The sequence below is a fragment of the Ruegeria lacuscaerulensis genome (assembly GCF_013034685.1).
Taxonomy (GTDB): domain Bacteria; phylum Pseudomonadota; class Alphaproteobacteria; order Rhodobacterales; family Rhodobacteraceae; genus Ruegeria; species Ruegeria lacuscaerulensis_B.
Genome location: NZ_WQGO01000001.1, coordinates 731605 through 748921, shown reverse-complemented (window position 1 = coordinate 748921; position 17317 = coordinate 731605). Strand labels below are relative to the sequence as shown.

Below are 17317 nucleotides of genomic sequence, written 5' to 3'. Positions count from 1 at the left end.
AAGGGTCTGCGCGTGACACCTGATCAAATCGAAGCGCTGTTCACCCGCGAAAGCGGCGAGTTTTTGTTCGCACGTTGGGGGCGTCCGATTGTGCCCATCGTTTTCGGGGTGGAAGATGACACCTTGGCCACGGTCAAAGGGGCGTTCGAAGCGGTCGTCACGCTGGCCGGTCACAAAATGGCGGAAACGGACCCTGAACTGGGGGCCAACTGCATGGTGTTCTTCTTCCGGGACTGGAATGAGCTGTTGGAAGTGCCGGACCTCGATCGCCTTGTCCCGGACCTAGCACCTTTGGTCGAACGACTGGTTGCGGTAGATGCCAACCAATATCGTATCTTCCGGTTCGAGGAAGACGGCGCAATCCGTGCCGCGTTCGTGTTTTTGCGAATGGACAAAGAGCTGTCGAAGGTGCCTGCCGAAACCCTGGCGCTCAGCCAGGTGGTGCAAACCGTTTTGCTATGGTCCGACACGGCATTTCGCACGCAATCACCTTTGGCGGTGGCGGGTGAGGCTACGATTTTGAGACCTGATATTGCAGGGCTGATCCGCGCGGCCTACGATCCGGTATTGCCGGGTGCGGCGCAGGATGCCTCTCATGCGTTGCGCCTGTTTGCCAGATTGGAGCAACCGCAATGACCCATACCTATGCCGTCCGGGTTTTCTATGAAGACACCGATATGGGGGGTGTGGTCTATCACGCGAACTATCTGAAATTCATCGAGAGGGCGCGCTCGGACTATGTGCGCAATATCGGTAACGACCAGAATGCGATGCGCGATGCGGGTATTGTCTGGGTCGTGCGTAAGATCGAGGCCGAATATCTGGCCCCTGCGAAATTCGATGATGAGTTGACGATTGAAACCTGGATCACGTCGCTGTCCGGGGCGCGGCTGACGATGGCGCAGCGGGTGACACGGGGCGAGACCGAAGTTTTCACCGCCTCGGTCACAGCGGTTTGCATGAATGCGCAGGGCAAACCGGTGCGTCTTCCGGCAGAGATTCGCGCATTGATGTAACATTTTGCGGGGCCGGGGTGGTTCTGTTGGCTTTTCATATCCAACTGCGTTAGCGTTTAGCAAAACAAGGCCAAACGAACGGCCATCAGGCAAAAACTAAAGAGCAGGTTCATGGAAGCTGAAACGCTGACGCTGGCGCAGGAGATCGACTTCTCCATGTGGGGGCTGTATGCCCGCGCGACCTTTATCGTCAAACTGGTGATGCTGATGCTGATCGGTGCGTCGATCTGGTCCTGGGGGATTATCATCCAGAAGGTCATCAACTACCGGGCCGCGCGGCGTGAGGCGCAGGTGTTTGATGAGGCGTTCTGGTCCGGCAACCCCTTGGATGAGTTGTTTGAGCAGATCGGCACGCAGCCCGATGGCAGTTCGGAAAAGATTTTCGCCGCCGGCATGATCGAATGGCGTCGTTCACATCGCACCGATGGCGGGCTGATCGCGGGGGCCACAGCGAGGATTGATCGGTCAATGGATGTGGCCATCGCCAAAGAGTCCGAGACGCTGCAAAAGGGTCTGCCGGTCTTGGCGACGGTTGGTTCGACCGCGCCCTTTATCGGGCTGTTCGGCACGGTTTGGGGCATCATGAACGCCTTTATCGAGATTGCCGAACAACAAAACACCAATCTGGCGGTTGTAGCCCCCGGTATTGCCGAGGCTTTGCTGGCGACCGGTCTGGGCCTGTTGGCCGCGATCCCGGCGGTGATTTTCTACAATAAACTCAGCGCGGATAGTGACCGGATCGTGGGCGGCTATGAGGCCTTTGCAGACGAATTCGCCACCATCCTGTCGCGTCAGTTGGATAGCTAGGATGGCCGCTGCGGTTCAGCAAAGCTCGGGCAGCAATGGACGCAGACGCGGACGTCGTCGCGGCCGTGCCCAGCCAATGGCTGAGATCAACGTCACGCCCTTTGTGGATGTTATGTTGGTGTTGCTGATCATCTTCATGGTCGCCGCACCATTGTTGACTGTCGGGGTGCCGGTGGACCTGCCCAAGACGGCGGCCAGTGCATTGCCCGGTGATAATGAGGAACCTTTGACCGTGACACTGACCGCTGATGGTCAGGTTCAGATTCAGACGACAGATGTTCAGCGTGATGAATTGATCGGCAGGTTGCGCGCCATCGCGTCCGAGCGCAGCAGCGACCGTGTGTTCCTGCGGGCGGATGGCTCGATCCCTTATGCGCAGGTGATGCAGGTAATGGGTGCGTTGAATGCGGGCGGGTTTTCCAATGTCGGTCTTGTGACCGACACCGGCGGCCCGACGCTGGACGAAGGTGGAGAGTGAGGCGGCACGGTGGATACCGGCACCAAGATCTCGGCGATTGCCCATGTCAGTTTGATCGGATGGGCCTTGTTCGGCGGCACGTTCCGGTCCGAACCCTTGCCGATGGCCGTGCAGGATGTCTCGGTGATCTCGGCTGAGCAATTTGCGGCAATGACCGCTCAGCGGGATGCGCCAGAGGTGACAACGCCTGCGGCCTTGCAGCAGCCTGACACGCCGGTTGAAGAGGTGACGCCGCCCGAGCCGGTCGAAGAAGATCAGACGGTGCCCGAGGTGTCGGAGCCATCCGAGCCCGAGCCTGACCCGGTGCCCGAGGCGGTGGAACCGCCGCCCGAGCCGGTGGTAATCGAACAACCCCCAGCGCTTGAGCCGCCCGCGCCAGAGGTGGCCGCCTTGCCCGTGCCCCCCGGCCCCGAGGCGCAGCCGCGCCCGGCAGACAAGGTTGCGCCAGAACCTGTTGCACCGCCTCCGCCCGAGGCTGCACCCGATGACATTGAAACGCCCGCTGTGCCCTTGGAAGAAGGCGCCGAGATCCAGCAAGAGCAACAGGATCAGACCGCTCCCGAAGAGGCCACGGATGAGATCGTGACCGAGGCCGAGGAAGCCAAGGAATACGCGCCGCGCAGCTCTCCGCGCCCGCAGGTTCGGCCAAACCGTCCGACCCCTCCTGCGCAGTCTGAGGTGGCGGAAACACCCGAAGCCGAGCCCGAGACGCCTGCGCCGCAGCCTGCGGATGAAAGCGCCATCGAAGATGCGTTGGCCGAGGCGCTGGGGCAGGGCACAGAGCCCTCTGGCCCGCCGCTGACCAGTGGTGAGAAAGACGCGATGCGTTTGGCGGTGTCGCGGTGTTGGAACGTTGGGTCCTTGTCAACGGATGCGCTGCAAACGGTGGTAGTCGTTGGATTTTCGCTGACCCCCGATGGCAAGGTGGTGGGTGGCAGTTTGCGTTTGATCGACAGTTCAGGCGGTTCCGACGGCGCAGCAAGACAAGCCTATGAGGCCGCCCGACGTGCGATCCTGCGCTGCGGGGCAAAAGGATACAACCTGCCTGCTGACAAATACGCGCAATGGCAGGATATTGAGATTACATTCAATCCCGAGAGGATGCGGATCAAATGATGAGATTTCTGACCAGCCTGTTGCTCGGCCTGACGCTTCTGACAGCGCCGGTTTATGCCCAGAACGGACCGCTGCGCTTGGAACTGGATCAGGGGATCATCGAACCCTTGCCCTTCGCGGTGCCCAGTTTCGTGCCCGACGGTCCCGCTGCGGCTCAATACGCGCAAGATATCACACGGGTTGTCGCAGCGGACCTCACCGGCACCGGGCTGTTCCGCGAAATCTCGTCTGATGCATTTATCAGCCGGGTCAGCAGCTTTGAGGCGCCACTGCAATTTGCCGACTGGAAGGCGATCAATGCCGAGGCGCTTGTTACTGGGGCGGTAAATGTCTCGGGCAACCGGCTAACGGTCCGCTTCCGGGTATGGGATGTATTCTCCGGGCAAGAGCTTGGCAACGGTTTGCAGTTCGCAGGCACTACGGATGGCTGGCGGCGCATGGCGCATAAGGTGGCCGATCAGGTCTATAGCCGCGTGACGGGTGAGGGCGGTTATTTCGATAGTCGCGTGGCCTTCGTGTCGGAAAGTGGCCCCAAGGATCAGCGCCTGAAACGTCTGGCGATCATGGATTACGACGGCGCTAATGTGCAGTACCTGACCGACAGTGCCGCCATCGTGCTGGCTCCGCGCTTTTCGCCGACGGGTGACCGGTTGCTCTATACCAGCTATGAAACCGGCCAGCCACGCATCTATGTGCTGGATGTGGATCGCGTCCGCCGCACCGAGCTGAACACGCCCGGCGGCACCATGAGCTTTTCACCTCGTTTCTCGCCTGATGGACGCTCGATTGTCTATTCGCTGATTCAAGGGGGGAATACGGATCTTTGGAAGATGGATCTGGCCTCGGGGCAGAGCGTACGTTTGACTAACACGCCGGCGATTGAGACCGCGCCCAGCTATTCGCCAGATGGGTCGCAAATCGTGTTCGAAAGCGACCGCTCGGGCACGCCGCAACTGTATATCATGCCCGCAAATGGGGGTGAGGCGACGCGGATCAGTTTCGGTCAGGGGCGTTATGGTACACCGGTCTGGTCCCCGCGGGGCGATCTGGTCGCCTTCACCAAGCAAAACAAAGGTCGGTTCCATATCGGCGTGATGCGCACCGATGGCAGCGAGGAACGGTTACTGACTTCGTCCTTTCTGGACGAAGGGCCGACATGGTCGCCCAATGGTCGTGTGATCATGTTCACCCGTGAAACCCAAGGCGCAAGCGGTCGGGCGACGCTTTATTCGGTGGATATCTCGGGGCGCAACCTGCGCCCGGTGCGCACGCCGGATGGCGGGAGCGATCCGTCCTGGGGGCCTTTGCAGAATTGATCGCGGGGGCGGTCGGAAAAGTTCACAAGAAACCCGCGCTGTGATACACAGGCGGCAATAAACAGAAAACACAACGAGGCACTTGAAATGAACGTATTGGGCAAAGTGGTAGCTTTGGGCGTGCTTGGCATTCTGGCCGCCTGTACCAACAACGATCCCTCGACATTGGGAGGCGGCCTTGGCGGCGGCGCAAATGGTGGTGGTCTGGCCGCAGGATCGCCCAGCGATCCGCGCTCACCGGCTTATTTCCAGCAGACCGTCGGCGACCGGGTTCTGTTTTCGATCGATCAGTCGACCCTTACACCGCAAGCGCAGACCGTTCTGCAGGGTCAGGCGGACTGGCTGTTGGCGAACCCCGATTTCGTGGCAACCATTGAGGGCCACGCAGATGAACAGGGCACTCGCGAATACAACCTTGCACTGGGCGCACGTCGGGCGAATGCGGCCCGCGAATACCTGATCTCGCGCGGGGTGGCGGGCAACCGTCTGACCACGGTCAGCTTTGGCAAGGAACGCCCGATCGAGATTTGCAGTACCGAGGATTGCTATTCCAAGAACCGCCGTGCGGTTACGGTGCTGACCGGCTCAACACTGGGGTAAGATGATGAAAGTTGCAGGATGGGTTCTGGCCGCGGTTTTGGCGACCGCCGGGGTGGCACAAGCACAGGATCAGCAGACCCTAGCCGATATCCGGCAGGAGTTGACCGTGTTGCATGTGGAAATCCAGCGTCTGAAACGTGAGTTTTCGACGACGGGGTCACCGTCACCCAACCTGTCCGGTAGTTCGGTGCTTGAACGCGTCGACGCCATCGAGGCCGAGTTACAGCGCCTGACCCGTCAGACCGAGCAGTTGAACCAGCGGGTGCAGAATATAGTCACCGACGGCACCAACCGAATTGGCGATCTGGAGTTCCGTCTGGTTGAATTGGAAGGCGGCGATCTGAGCACGCTGGGCGAAACCTCGACCCTTGGGGGTGAGACGAAGATTACGGCGGCTGCTCCGACAACACTCGCTGCGCCCACGGCGATTGATCAGGGTGAGTTGGCGATAGGCGAACGCGCGGATTTCGACGCTGCCGCGCAAGCGCTGGCCGAGGGCAATTTTCAGGCTGCAGCCGACCAGTTTGCAAGCTTTGATACCTCATATCCCGGCAGCCCTCTTGCGCCCGAAGCTAACCTGAAGCGCGGGCAAGCGCTGGAAGGGTTGGGCGACACACGCGAAGCGGCGCGTGCCTTTCTGGCCAGTTTCACCGGTGATTCAGAAGGGGCCTTTGCGCCCGAGGCTTTGTTTGAGCTCGGCTCGGCCTTGGGTCGACTGGGACAAACTGATCAGGCCTGTATCACACTTAGCGAGGTGGGGGTGCGGTTCCCGGCATCCCCAGCGGCCTCAAGCGCGACACAGGAAATGGCGTCGCTGGGCTGTTCTTGACCACATCCCCTGACAAGTTGAAGGACGCGTTGCGCAGGCGACTGCCCGCGCAACTGCCTGCACGTTTGGGGGTTGCAGTGTCAGGTGGCGGCGACTCGGTCGCTTTGCTGCACCTTCTGGCAGAGAACGCGCGCGCGCAGGGTGTTTCGCTGTACGTTGCAACGGTGGATCATGGTTTGCGCCCTGAATCTAGCGCTGAAGCCGATCGGGTTGCGGAAATGGCCCGAGACATGGGATTGCCCCATGAAGTGTTGCGGTGGACCGGATGGGATGGCAGCGGCAACTTGCAGGATCAGGCGCGGCAGGCCCGGTACAGGTTGCTGACCGACTGGGCCCGGCGCAATGATGTACCCGCAATCGCACTTGGTCACACTGCCGACGATCAGGCCGAAACCGTCCTGCTGCGGCTTGGTCGCGCGTCCGGCGTCACAGGCCTGTCTGGGATGCCTGCTGCGCGCGAGCTGAACGAGGTTCAACTGCTCAGACCGCTTTTGGATGTCACCCGACAGGAGTTGCGCGACTACCTGAATGCACACGGGTTGGACTGGATAGAAGACCCTTCGAATCACGACCTGCGCTTTGATCGGATCAAGGCACGTGAGGCTCTGGCAGGGTTGGAAGAGATCGGCATAACCGCCCGATCCCTCAGCCGGGTGGCTGACAACCTTGCACAAGCGCGCGAGGCTTTGGACGTGTTTACGCAGGAAACCGCGCGTCGGGTTCTGCGGGCTGAGACGGGCGACATTTGCGTTGATCGCGCTGGCTTTGTGGCGCTGCCCAGCGAAATCCAACGGCGTCTGTTGGTGGGCAGTATCCAATGGATCGCGGGTGCAGGCTATCCGCCGCGGCAGATGGCGGTCGAACAGGCTCTGTCGGCTTTGCGCCAAGCAGAAACAACCACAATCGGGGGATGTATGGTGGTTGCCAAGGACGAGAACACGTGGATTTGCAGGGAACTAGGGGCGATTTCCGTACAACCTTCCAAGCCGGGCGATTTGTGGGATAGCCGCTGGATCTTGACCGGTCCGCAAAGATCAGACGCGCAAGTCCGCCCATTGGCAAAGGCCGGGCTGCGGCAGTTGCCCGACTGGCGTGCTTTGGGAAAACCGCGCGCGGCGCTTGTGGCATCGCCCGCGATTTGGGCAGAAGACACGCTGCTGTCGGCGCCTTTGGCGGGTTTTTCCAATGGTTGGCGGGCGGAATTGGCGTCAGAAGTGCCCGAGTTGCACTCTTCTTTTTTATCGCATTGAACCTGCTTGAATCATCTCTATTTTATAGGGCAACCCGGCAGACCCCCATCTGCCGAAATCTTTTGGGAGATTTTCCTTGGGCAACGCTCGTAACATCGCCTTCTGGGTCGTTCTGTTTTTACTGATCCTAGCACTGTTCAATCTGTTCAGCGGACCGGGTGGAACGCTTCAGAGCAATGAAAGAACTTATTCCGATTTCGTCACAGCCGTTGAAAGCGGCGAGGTTAAGAATGTGACGCTGGATGGCGAACAGATTCGCTACACCACGCAAAGTGGTGCCAGCTATGTCACCATCAAACCCGGCGATGCCGAAGTCACCAAGCTTTTGATCGACGAGAACATCCCGGTGCGGGCGGAAAAACAGCAGCAGTCGGGCTTTCAGTCGTTCCTGATCACATTGCTGCCCTTCCTGCTGCTGATCGGTGTCTGGGTCTATTTCATGAACCGGATGCAAGGCGGCGGCAAAGGTGGCGCGATGGGCTTTGGCAAGTCCAAGGCCAAGATGCTGACCGAGAAACATGGCCGTGTGACCTTTGACGACGTCGCCGGTATCGACGAGGCCAAGGAAGAGCTGGAGGAGATCGTCGAATTCCTGCGCAACCCGCAGAAATTCAGCCGTCTGGGCGGCAAGATCCCGAAAGGCGCTTTGCTGGTCGGCCCTCCGGGTACTGGTAAGACACTTCTGGCCCGTGCGATTGCAGGTGAGGCAGGCGTGCCCTTCTTCACAATCTCAGGATCGGACTTTGTCGAGATGTTCGTGGGTGTCGGTGCATCGCGTGTGCGCGACATGTTCGAACAGGCCAAGAAAAACGCGCCCTGTATCGTGTTCATTGACGAGATTGATGCCGTAGGACGCCATCGTGGTGCGGGTTATGGCGGTGGCAACGATGAACGCGAACAAACGCTCAATCAGTTGCTGGTCGAGATGGACGGGTTCGAGGCCAATGAAGGCGTGATCATTCTGGCGGCCACTAACCGTAAGGACGTTCTGGACCCCGCGCTGCTGCGTCCGGGCCGGTTTGACCGCAACGTGACCGTCGGCAACCCTGACATCAAAGGTCGTGAGAAGATTTTGGGCGTGCATGCGCGCAAGACGCCTCTGGGCCCCGATGTCGACCTGCGCATCATTGCGCGGGGGACGCCGGGCTTCTCGGGCGCCGATCTGGCGAACCTCGTGAATGAGGCCGCACTGATGGCCGCGCGTGTTGGTCGCCGCTTCGTCACCATGGAAGATTTCGAGAACGCCAAAGACAAGGTGATGATGGGGGCTGAGCGCCGCAGTATGGTGCTGACGCAAGACCAGAAGGAAAAGACAGCGTATCACGAGGCTGGTCACGCTGTGGTCGGTCTGGAATTGCCGCTGTGCGATCCGGTTTACAAGGCCACGATCATCCCGCGCGGTGGTGCATTGGGTATGGTGGTTTCACTGCCCGAAATGGACCGCTTGAACTATCACCGAGATGAGTGCGAACAAAAGCTGGCCATGACCATGGCCGGTAAGGCCGCCGAAGTCATCAAATACGGTGAGGATCATGTGTCGAACGGTCCCGCTGGCGATATCATGCAGGCCAGCCAATTGGCGCGTGCGATGGTGATGCGCTGGGGCATGTCGGACAAAGTCGGCAATATCGACTATGCCGAGGCGCATGAAGGCTATCAGGGCAACACTGCTGGTTTCTCGGTTTCTGCCCATACCAAAGAGCTGATCGAGGAAGAGGTGAAGCGCCTGATCCAGCAAGGATATGAGCGTGCCCACAAGATTCTGACCGACAAAAACGAAGAATGGGAACGCTTGGCGCAAGGCCTGCTGGAATACGAGACCCTGACCGGTGACGAGATCAAGCGCGTGATGAACGGCGACTCTCCGACCGAAGGTGACGACGAAGGCGATAGCCCTGACGAGGGCAACGCGCCCAGCGTTACGGCCATTCCGAAGACCAAGGTCAAGAAAACTCCGCCCGATGGCGGGATGGAGCCAGAACCGACCGCGTAACAGCAAAAACCCGAGCTAAGGCTCGGGTTTTCTGTTCTTTCCGACGTGCCTGCCGTCTAGTGCCCGTGAAAAGCTGTAAAGGGAATGATTATGCCGGTCATGCGCGAAACGGAATTCATGGGCGAAGTGGTCTGGTTGGGCCATGTACCGGCTGGTCAGTCCATCCGTGCCGACTCCGTACCCGCTTTGTCGCTGGGTTTTGCAGGTGTCGCCGGAGAGCGGCATGAGGGCGAAAACCGCGCTTCATGTGTGCGGATGACGAACCTTTATTCCAAAGGCACAGAAATCCGAAATGTGCGGCAACTCTCGGTGCTGTCTGAAGAGGAGATGCAGGCAACCGCTACCGAGATGGGGCTTGAAACGCTGGACGCGTCCTACCTGGGGGTCAGCATCCTGTTGCGCGGTATTCCTGACTTTACCCATATCCCGCCTTCGTCGCGTCTGCAGGGGCCGGATGGAGTAACGATCACGGTGGATATGGAAAACCGCCCTTGCGTGATTCCCGGCCGCGAGGTCGAGGCCGATTTGCCCGGCCATGGTGCCGCGTTCAAGCCCGCAGCCAAGGGGCGGCGTGGGGTGACTGCATGGGTTGAAAGGCCCGGAGCGCTACATCTGGGTGACCAGCTAAAGCTGTTCGTCCCCGATCAGCGCGCTTGGGCACCTTAAGACACAGGATTTCCGATGGGAAACGATCAAGCTTACGTTACGCGACCCCCTAAGTGACGCTACGCCGTTTCACGGCGTGATTATGTCGGAATCCATATCCATCGCTTTGGTACACAATTGTATGGATTGATCAGCACCGGGCTATTTGCGCCGGTTTGCAAGGCATTCAATCAGGGATCTTGCCCAATGAGCTACAAATCCGACATCGAAATCGCCCGCGAAGCGAATAAGAAACCGATTCAGGAAATCGGTGCCAAGATCGGCATCGAATCCGCCGATCTGCTGCCTTATGGTCACGACAAGGCGAAGGTCAGCCAGGACTTCATCAACTCGGTTCAGGACCGTGAAGACGGCAAGCTGATCCTTGTCACCGCGATCAACCCGACCCCTGCGGGTGAAGGCAAGACCACCACCACCGTGGGTCTGGGCGACGGCCTGAACCGCATCGGCAAAAACGCGATGATCTGTATCCGCGAAGCCTCGCTTGGCCCGAACTTCGGCATGAAGGGCGGCGCTGCAGGTGGCGGTTACGCGCAGGTTGTTCCGATGGAAGAAATGAACCTGCACTTCACCGGTGACTTCCACGCCATCACCTCGGCCCACTCGCTGCTGTCGGCGATGATCGACAACCACATCTATTGGGGCAACGAGTGTGACATCGACATCCGTCGCGTTGCATGGCGTCGTGTGGTCGACATGAACGACCGCGCTCTGCGTCAGATCACCGCCTCGCTGGGCGGCGTGTCGAACGGTTTCCCGCGTGAAGCTGGCTTTGACATCACCGTGGCGTCGGAAGTTATGGCGATCCTGTGCCTGGCCAACGACCTGAAAGACCTGGAAAAGCGTCTGGGCGACATCATCGTTGCTTACCGCCGCGACAGGACCCCGGTCTATTGCCGCGACATCAAAGCCGAAGGCGCAATGACCGTTCTGCTGAAAGACGCAATGCAGCCGAACCTGGTGCAGACGCTGGAAAACAACCCGGCCTTCGTCCATGGTGGTCCGTTCGCAAACATCGCACACGGCTGTAACTCGGTCATTGCGACCAAGACCGCGCTGAAAGTTGCTGACTATGTCGTGACCGAAGCAGGCTTTGGAGCCGACCTGGGTGCCGAGAAGTTCATGAACATCAAGTGCCGCAAGGCGGGCATTGCTCCGTCGGCAGTGGTGTTGGTTGCCACCGTGCGCGCAATGAAGATGAACGGCGGCGTTGCCAAGGCCGATCTGGGTGCCGAAAACGTCGACGCGGTTCAGTCCGGTTGCGCCAACCTGGGCCGTCACATCGAGAACGTGAAGTCCTTCGGTGTTCCGGTCGTTGTCGCTATCAACCACTTCGTCACCGACACCGATGCCGAAGTGCAGGCAGTGAAAGACTATTGTGGTGAGCACGGCGTTGAAGCGATCCTGTCGCGTCACTGGGAACTGGGCTCGGAAGGCTCGGCACCGCTGGCCGAAAAGGTTGTCGAAATCGTCGAAGGTGGTTCCGCGAACTTCGCGCCGATCTACCCCGATGACATGCCTCTGTTTGAGAAGGTCGAAACCATCGCCAAGCGCATCTACCGCGCTGATGAAGTTCTGGCCGACAACAAAATCCGAAACCAGCTGCGCGAGTGGGAAGAAGCGGGCTACGGCAACCTGCCGGTCTGCATGGCGAAAACCCAGTACTCGTTCTCAACGGATCCGACCCTGCGAGGTGCACCAACCGGCCACTCGGTTCCGGTGCGTGAAGTCCGCCTGTCCGCTGGTGCCGGCTTCATCGTGGTTGTCTGTGGAGAGATCATGACCATGCCTGGCCTGCCGCGTAAACCTGCTGCAGAAACCATCTGCCTTAACGACGCAGGTGAGATCGAAGGCTTGTTCTAAGCCGGTTTTTGAACCATCTCATGGTCCGGGGATATCCCCGGTCCATGAGGAGATCGCTATGCCCACTCTGACACCTCCGCAAGACTGTCATTCTATGCAGGAATTGCGGGTTCAGATCGATAAGCTGGACCGCCAACTGATCGAGATGTTGGTGACGCGCGCAGGTTACATCGACCGCGCCACGCAGCTTAAACCGGCCGAAGGGCTGCCAGCCCGTATCCCGGATCGTGTTGAAGAAGTGGTGCAGCGGGTACGCGACAGCTCGGATGCGTTGGGTATGGATCCTGATCTGGCCGAGCAGTTGTGGCGCATTTTGATTGACTGGTCGATTGCGCGTGAGGAGCGCGTTCTTGGGCCGGAATGAATGACCGGGCGCTTTGCGCCCGATCCGTTTTTGGAAAGAAGGGATCACAGGATGGTAGCCCAGGTTATCGACGGTAAGGCCTTTGCAGCGAATGTGCGTGCACAAGTGGCTGATCAGGTTGCAAAGTTGAAAGAGGAAAACGGTATCACGCCCGGTCTGGCCGTGGTTCTGGTGGGCGAGGATCCGGCCAGCCAGGTTTATGTCCGCTCAAAGGGCAAGCAGACCGTCGAGGTCGGCATGAACTCGTACGAGCACAAGCTGGACGCCGAGACCTCGGAAGAAGACCTGCTGGCACTGATCGACAAGCTAAACAACGATCCGGCCGTGCACGGCATTCTGGTGCAGCTGCCGCTGCCCAAGCACCTGAACGAAGATCTGGTGATCAACTCGATCGACCCGGCCAAGGATGTGGATGGCTTCCACATCTCGAACGTGGGTCTGTTGGGCACGGGCCAGAAATCAATGGTGCCCTGCACCCCGCTGGGCTGCCTGATGATGCTGCGTGACCACCACGGCTCTTTGTCGGGCATGGATGCGGTTGTGATTGGCCGCTCGAACATCGTGGGCAAGCCGATGGCGCAACTGCTGCTGGGCGATAGCTGCACCGTGACCGTCGCGCATAGCCGCACCAAAGACTTGCCGGACGTTGTGCGCCGCGCCGATATCGTTGTCGCCGCTGTGGGCCGCCCCGAGATGGTTCCCGGCGACTGGATCAAAGAAGGTGCGACCGTGATCGACGTGGGCATCAACCGCATTGAGCGTGACGGCAAGAACAAGCTGGTCGGAGACGTCGACTACGCCAGCGCCGCCGAGCGCGCAGGCGCGATCACGCCGGTTCCGGGTGGCGTAGGTCCGATGACCATCGCCTGCCTGCTGGCCAACACTCTGACAGCGTGCTGCCGCGCGAATAGCCGGCCCGAGCCCGAGGGGCTGACGGCCTGACCTGAATTTTTACTCAGGGCGAATAGAAAAGGCCGTGGAGTTCATCGACTCTTCGGCCTCTTTTGCGATTCATTGTGGAAATATTAAATTTGCACGGTCAGGCTTTTACGTGGAAGGAAACGGTGATAAATCAGTAATCCCAGCTGGTTACGACCTAGGTCGATGGATTGGCCGGGGCCGGGGGGATTTGCAGAGCCAATATGAAGACCATACTGAACTCAATTCTGGCCGAGTTTACTTTGCGCCGAGTGATCGCGGGTTTCGTTTTTCTGCCTTTGTTGGCTTTTGCGCTCCAACCTTTCCCTGAACTAAGCCTGCCATTCCTGTCGCGTCTGGTGTTCTGGTCCGGTGTCACGGCTTTGGCCATCGCGGCAACATGGGCTGCGCGGAGGATCAGCTGCAACTGGTTCAGAAAGTTGGAATTGTCGCGGCGTGATCTGGCGGTAATTCCGGTAATATTGGTGCTGTTCCTTCCCTGCTTATGGGTGATGGTCTGGCTGCTCTTCGCCGCGCAGGGAGCCCAGTCGCCCGGATTTTTGCCGGTTGCCTCCTATGGGGCTTTGTTCGCGACCGGGCTATTGATTACGCGCAGCCCAATGCCCGAGGCACCGGGAGAGATTGCTGTTCAACCCCGTCTGACCCGACGCTTGCCAAAGGGGTTTTCCGGACAGATCTACCGATTGGCGGGGCGGGACCATTCCGTGGATGTCGTTACATCAGAGGGTACATTTACCATCCGGTCACGGCTTTCAGATGCGATTGACGAGATGGAACCTGTCCTTGGGTATTGTACCCATCGGTCGCATTGGGTGGTTGGCAGCGCCATTGCTGGTGTCGAAAAACATGGTGGCAAGACGTTTCTGCGCCTTGAAAATGGCGACCTGGTTCCGATCAGCCGCAAATACAAGCCCATGCTGGAACAGCAAGGGATTGTCTGAATTCGCTATCTCGGCATAGGGACCATTTGGGGGTGCGTCCCGATCAAAATGGCCATTGCGTCAACCCCCATTAGTTCGGACACAGCAGCCTGTGTGCTGCGAAGACCGCCGGTATAGGTGCCATATGCGGGCAGGATCAGGCGGCGTTTGTCCAGCAGAAATGCGGGGCGCGAGATTGACCGTCCTCGTAGTTTTAGCCGCACCTTGGGATGGTAGTGGCCCGAGATTTCGGTCTTTCCGTCAGGGTGCGCGATATGGCGGAAGGTCAGGCCCGAAACTGAATGCTCGGCCAGATGCGCGCCGCCCAGATCGACCGGTCCGGGGTCGTGATTGCCTTCGATCCAAATCCAGCGGCGACCGGCTTGCAAGGCTGCGATCTGCAACCTTTCGGCTTCGTTCAGGCACTGCGTTGAGGCCAGGTCGTCAAAGCTGTCTCCTAAGCAAATTACCGTCACGGCCTGCGTGTGGGCGATGTCCGAGGAAAGCCGCGCCAAGGTGTCCCGGTTTTCATAGGGCGGCAAGGTCAGGCCGGATCGGCGCGCCAGACGCTCTGACTTGCCCAGATGCAGGTCAGACACGCAAAGCAGGCTTTGATCGGGCCACCAAAGCGCCCCGCTGCCCAAAGCGCGCAGCGTGTGCCCGGCAAAGGTGAATGTCAGATCGTTCATGATACGTTCTTTGCGGGTTTTCTGCGGCGCTGCAAGCGGATTCGCTATGGTGCCAACCCTGCTTCTTGCAACAGTCGCGCGCTTTCTTCGGCCAAAAGTCGCTCCTCGGCAGCGCCTTTGACGGGGACTTTGCCAACTTCAAGAAACAGGGGCGCGGCCAGGGGTGAGACGCGATCCAACCGCAACAGGTCGACGCGGTCGCCAATCCGGGCAATCATGTCCTCGATCCGGCCAAAGTCGACCAGACCTCGCATCGCCTCTTCGCGGGTGATCTGCATCAGCAGGTGGTCGGGGTCGTATTTTAGCAACGTGTCATACAGAATGTCCGAGGAAAACGTCGCCTGCCGCCCGCTTTTGCGCTGCCCGCCGGTGTTGCGCTCGATCAGTCCCGCAATGGTCGCCGAACTGCGGAAGGTGCGTTTCATCACGGCATTGCCCGCCAGCCACGTGTCCAACCCATCGCGCAGCGTCTCGGCCTGAAACAGGGGGCGCGGGTCGGTGACGGCGTCCAACCCCCAGATCAGGGTGGCATAGTCGGTGGCGACAAACCCCAGCGGCGCAAGGCCGGTTTCCTCCATCCGTTTGGTCAGCAACAGACCCAGCGTTTGCTGTGCATTGCGCCCGGCAAACCCGTAAACACACAGATGTTCGCGCCCATCCGAGGGGAAGCTTTCGATCAGCAGCCTCTCACGACCAGGAAGGCGTGAAACCTGCCGTTGCAGGGCCAGCCACTCGGCCGTATGTGCGGGCAGTTGTGGCCAGTCCGGTTGGGCAAACATGCGCAGAATACGGTCGCTCAGCTGCGTCGAGGTGGCGAATTTCGTGCCCGAGAACACAGCGACTTTTGGCTTGCGATCCGCGCGTCGGCTGACCTCAACCGTCATCTCGCGCAGCCCTTCATAACGCACGATCTGACCACCGATCAGAAACGTGTCACCGGGGGTGAGCGTGGCGGCAAAGGCCTCTTCAACCTCGCCCAGCGGTTTGCCGCCGCGATTGCGTTTCAGCCGAACTTTCAGCGTGTCGGTGTCCTGAATAGTTCCCAAGTTCATACGGATACGTTGCGCCGCGCGTGGATCGCGCAACTGCCACATGCCATCGGGGCGTTGTTGCAGCCGCTGCCAACGGTCATAAGCGCGCAGGGCGTATCCTCCGGTGGCGCAGAACTCCAGACAATCATTGAATTGCGAGCGGGACAGATCGGCGAACGGTCCCGCGGCTGTCATTTCCCTATAGAGATCATCCGCATCAAACGGGCCTGCTGCCGCCGCGATCAGAATATGCTGGCACAGCACGTCGCGGGGGCCAGCGCCGCGTGGATCGCCATCCAGATCATGGGCGCGGGCAGCTTCGAGTGCTGCGACGCATTCCACCACCTCGAACCGGTTTGCGGGCACCAGCAGAGCCTTCGAGGGTGCGTTGTAGCGGTGATTGGCGCGCCCGATCCGCTGAACCAGACGTTTGACATTCTTGGGTGCGCCGATCTGGATCACTAGGTCCACGTCGCCCCAGTCGATGCCCAGATCCAACGAACCCGTACACACAATCGCGCGCAAATCGCCCCGCACCATTGCGGCCTCGACCCGTTCACGCTGTTGCCGATCCAGACTGCCGTGGTGGATGCCAATGGGCAGGGCGTCGTCATTGGCGAGCCACAGGTTATGAAAGAAAACCTCGGCCTGCGCGCGGGTATTGTGAAAGATGAGCGTTGTTTTGTGCTCTTTGATCTGTTTCAGAACCGCAGGAATGGCATAGGCGGCCCCGCCGCCGGACCACGGCGGCAGCTCCTGAGTTTCAAGCATCTGAATGTCGGGGTCTGGTCCGGGGTCAGCCTGTACGATTTGGCAGGGGTCGGGGTGCCGGGCCAGAAACCGGGCGATGGCGTCCGGGTCCTCGACCGTAGCAGATAGCCCCACACGCCGCATAGTCGGGCCGAGTGTTTGCAGCCGCGCCAGCGCCAGCATCAACTGATCTCCCCGCTTGCTTTCGGCCAGCGCGTGAATCTCATCAACGATCACACGCTGTACCCCGTGAAACATGCGTTGCGCGTCTTCGTATGAGGTCAACAGGGCCAGGCTTTCCGGCGTGGTTAGTAGGATATGCGGAGGGTCCACCCGTTGGCGTTTCTTCTGCGTGGCCGAAGTGTCACCTGTGCGGTCCTCAATACGGATGGGCAGGCCGATCTCATCCGCTGGGCCCCGCAGGTTGCGCCGGATATCCGCCGCCAGCGCCTTGAGCGGCGAGACATAGATCGTATGCAGACCCTCTGGAGCACTTTCGGACAGTTCGGCCAATGTCGGCAGAAACCCGGCCATCGTCTTGCCGCCACCCGTGGGCGCGATCAGCAACGTTGCCGGGTCCATGGCCCGGTCGAACATATCTTGTTGGTGGGGGTGGATCGACCAGCCTTTGGTCGTGAACCAGTCGGTGATCCGGGCGGGAATCGGCGTCATGGCCGTATGATGGCCCGC

At 59.8% G+C, this 17317-nt stretch carries 17 protein-coding genes; 15 read left to right on the top strand and 2 right to left on the bottom strand.

Annotated features, from left to right (window positions below):
• Positions 1-12 precede the first annotated feature (12 nt).
• The 15 genes from GOV80_RS03705 to GOV80_RS03635 all read left to right on the top strand — a co-directional run bounded on the left by GOV80_RS03705 (position 13) and on the right by GOV80_RS03635 (position 14178).
• On the top strand, positions 13-636 hold the full coding sequence (locus GOV80_RS03705; RefSeq protein WP_170782890.1) for a hypothetical protein: 624 nt from the start codon (positions 13-15) through the stop codon (positions 634-636).
• Positions 633-1016 (top strand): tol-pal system-associated acyl-CoA thioesterase, encoded by a 384-nt coding sequence (gene ybgC / locus GOV80_RS03700; RefSeq protein WP_170782889.1) that lies wholly within the window; start codon positions 633-635, stop codon positions 1014-1016. Before GOV80_RS03705 ends, ybgC begins: the two co-directional genes overlap by 4 nt.
• A 111-nt stretch (positions 1017-1127) precedes the next feature.
• Complete coding sequence (tolQ, locus tag GOV80_RS03695; RefSeq protein ID WP_170782888.1) at positions 1128-1823, top strand: protein TolQ; 696 nt, start codon at positions 1128-1130, stop codon at positions 1821-1823.
• Position 1824: 1 nt separating this feature from the next.
• Positions 1825-2301 carry a protein TolR gene (gene tolR, locus GOV80_RS03690; protein WP_170769963.1) on the top strand — a complete coding sequence of 159 codons (477 nt, stop codon included), beginning with the start codon at positions 1825-1827 and terminating at the stop codon, positions 2299-2301.
• Between the two features lie 9 nt (positions 2302-2310).
• Complete coding sequence (locus tag GOV80_RS03685; RefSeq protein WP_170782887.1) at positions 2311-3417, top strand: energy transducer TonB; 1107 nt, start codon at positions 2311-2313, stop codon at positions 3415-3417.
• Positions 3414-4733, top strand: a complete 1320-nt coding sequence (gene tolB / locus GOV80_RS03680) for a Tol-Pal system beta propeller repeat protein TolB (protein WP_170782886.1) — start codon at positions 3414-3416, stop codon at positions 4731-4733. Before GOV80_RS03685 ends, tolB begins: the two co-directional genes overlap by 4 nt.
• 87 nt (positions 4734-4820) lie before the next feature.
• Positions 4821-5333 carry a peptidoglycan-associated lipoprotein Pal gene (gene pal, locus GOV80_RS03675; protein ID WP_170782885.1) on the top strand — a complete coding sequence of 171 codons (513 nt, stop codon included), beginning with the start codon at positions 4821-4823 and terminating at the stop codon, positions 5331-5333.
• Positions 5334-5337: 4 nt separating this feature from the next.
• Positions 5338-6162, top strand: coding sequence for a tol-pal system protein YbgF (gene ybgF, locus GOV80_RS03670; protein WP_170782884.1), 825 nt, complete (start codon positions 5338-5340; stop codon positions 6160-6162).
• The gene (gene tilS, locus GOV80_RS03665) at positions 6159-7412 is read left to right on the top strand and encodes a tRNA lysidine(34) synthetase TilS (RefSeq protein ID WP_170782883.1); all 1254 of its coding nucleotides are present in this window, start codon (positions 6159-6161) and stop codon (positions 7410-7412) included. The genes ybgF and tilS overlap by 4 nt, the downstream gene beginning before the upstream one ends.
• 76 nt (positions 7413-7488) lie before the next feature.
• A complete protein-coding gene (gene ftsH / locus GOV80_RS03660; protein ID WP_170782882.1) occupies positions 7489-9405 on the top strand; it encodes an ATP-dependent zinc metalloprotease FtsH in 1917 nt (638 codons plus the stop codon).
• Between the two features lie 90 nt (positions 9406-9495).
• Positions 9496-10071, top strand: a complete 576-nt coding sequence (locus tag GOV80_RS03655) for an MOSC domain-containing protein (RefSeq protein ID WP_170782881.1) — start codon at positions 9496-9498, stop codon at positions 10069-10071.
• A gap of 186 nt (positions 10072-10257) precedes the next feature.
• Positions 10258-11934 carry a formate--tetrahydrofolate ligase gene (locus GOV80_RS03650; protein WP_170782880.1) on the top strand — a complete coding sequence of 559 codons (1677 nt, stop codon included), beginning with the start codon at positions 10258-10260 and terminating at the stop codon, positions 11932-11934.
• 58 nt (positions 11935-11992) lie between these two features.
• Entirely contained in the window at positions 11993-12298 is a 306-nt protein-coding gene (locus GOV80_RS03645; RefSeq protein WP_170769971.1) for a chorismate mutase, read from the top strand.
• A gap of 51 nt (positions 12299-12349) precedes the next feature.
• Complete coding sequence (folD, locus tag GOV80_RS03640) at positions 12350-13240, top strand: bifunctional methylenetetrahydrofolate dehydrogenase/methenyltetrahydrofolate cyclohydrolase FolD (protein ID WP_170782879.1); 891 nt, start codon at positions 12350-12352, stop codon at positions 13238-13240.
• A 200-nt stretch (positions 13241-13440) separates the two neighbouring features.
• Positions 13441-14178: a LytTR family DNA-binding domain-containing protein gene (locus GOV80_RS03635; RefSeq protein WP_170782878.1), complete on the top strand. Its 738-nt coding sequence runs from the start codon at positions 13441-13443 to the stop codon at positions 14176-14178.
• A gap of 5 nt (positions 14179-14183) precedes the next feature.
• On the opposite strand, the gene pdeM is transcribed toward GOV80_RS03635, so the two are convergent.
• On the bottom strand, positions 14184-14846 hold the full coding sequence (pdeM, locus tag GOV80_RS03630; RefSeq protein ID WP_170782877.1) for a ligase-associated DNA damage response endonuclease PdeM: 663 nt from the start codon (positions 14844-14846) through the stop codon (positions 14184-14186).
• A 44-nt stretch (positions 14847-14890) separates the two neighbouring features.
• Positions 14891-17299, bottom strand: coding sequence for a ligase-associated DNA damage response DEXH box helicase (locus GOV80_RS03625; protein WP_170782876.1), 2409 nt, complete (start codon positions 17297-17299; stop codon positions 14891-14893).
• Positions 17300-17317 lie beyond the last annotated feature (18 nt).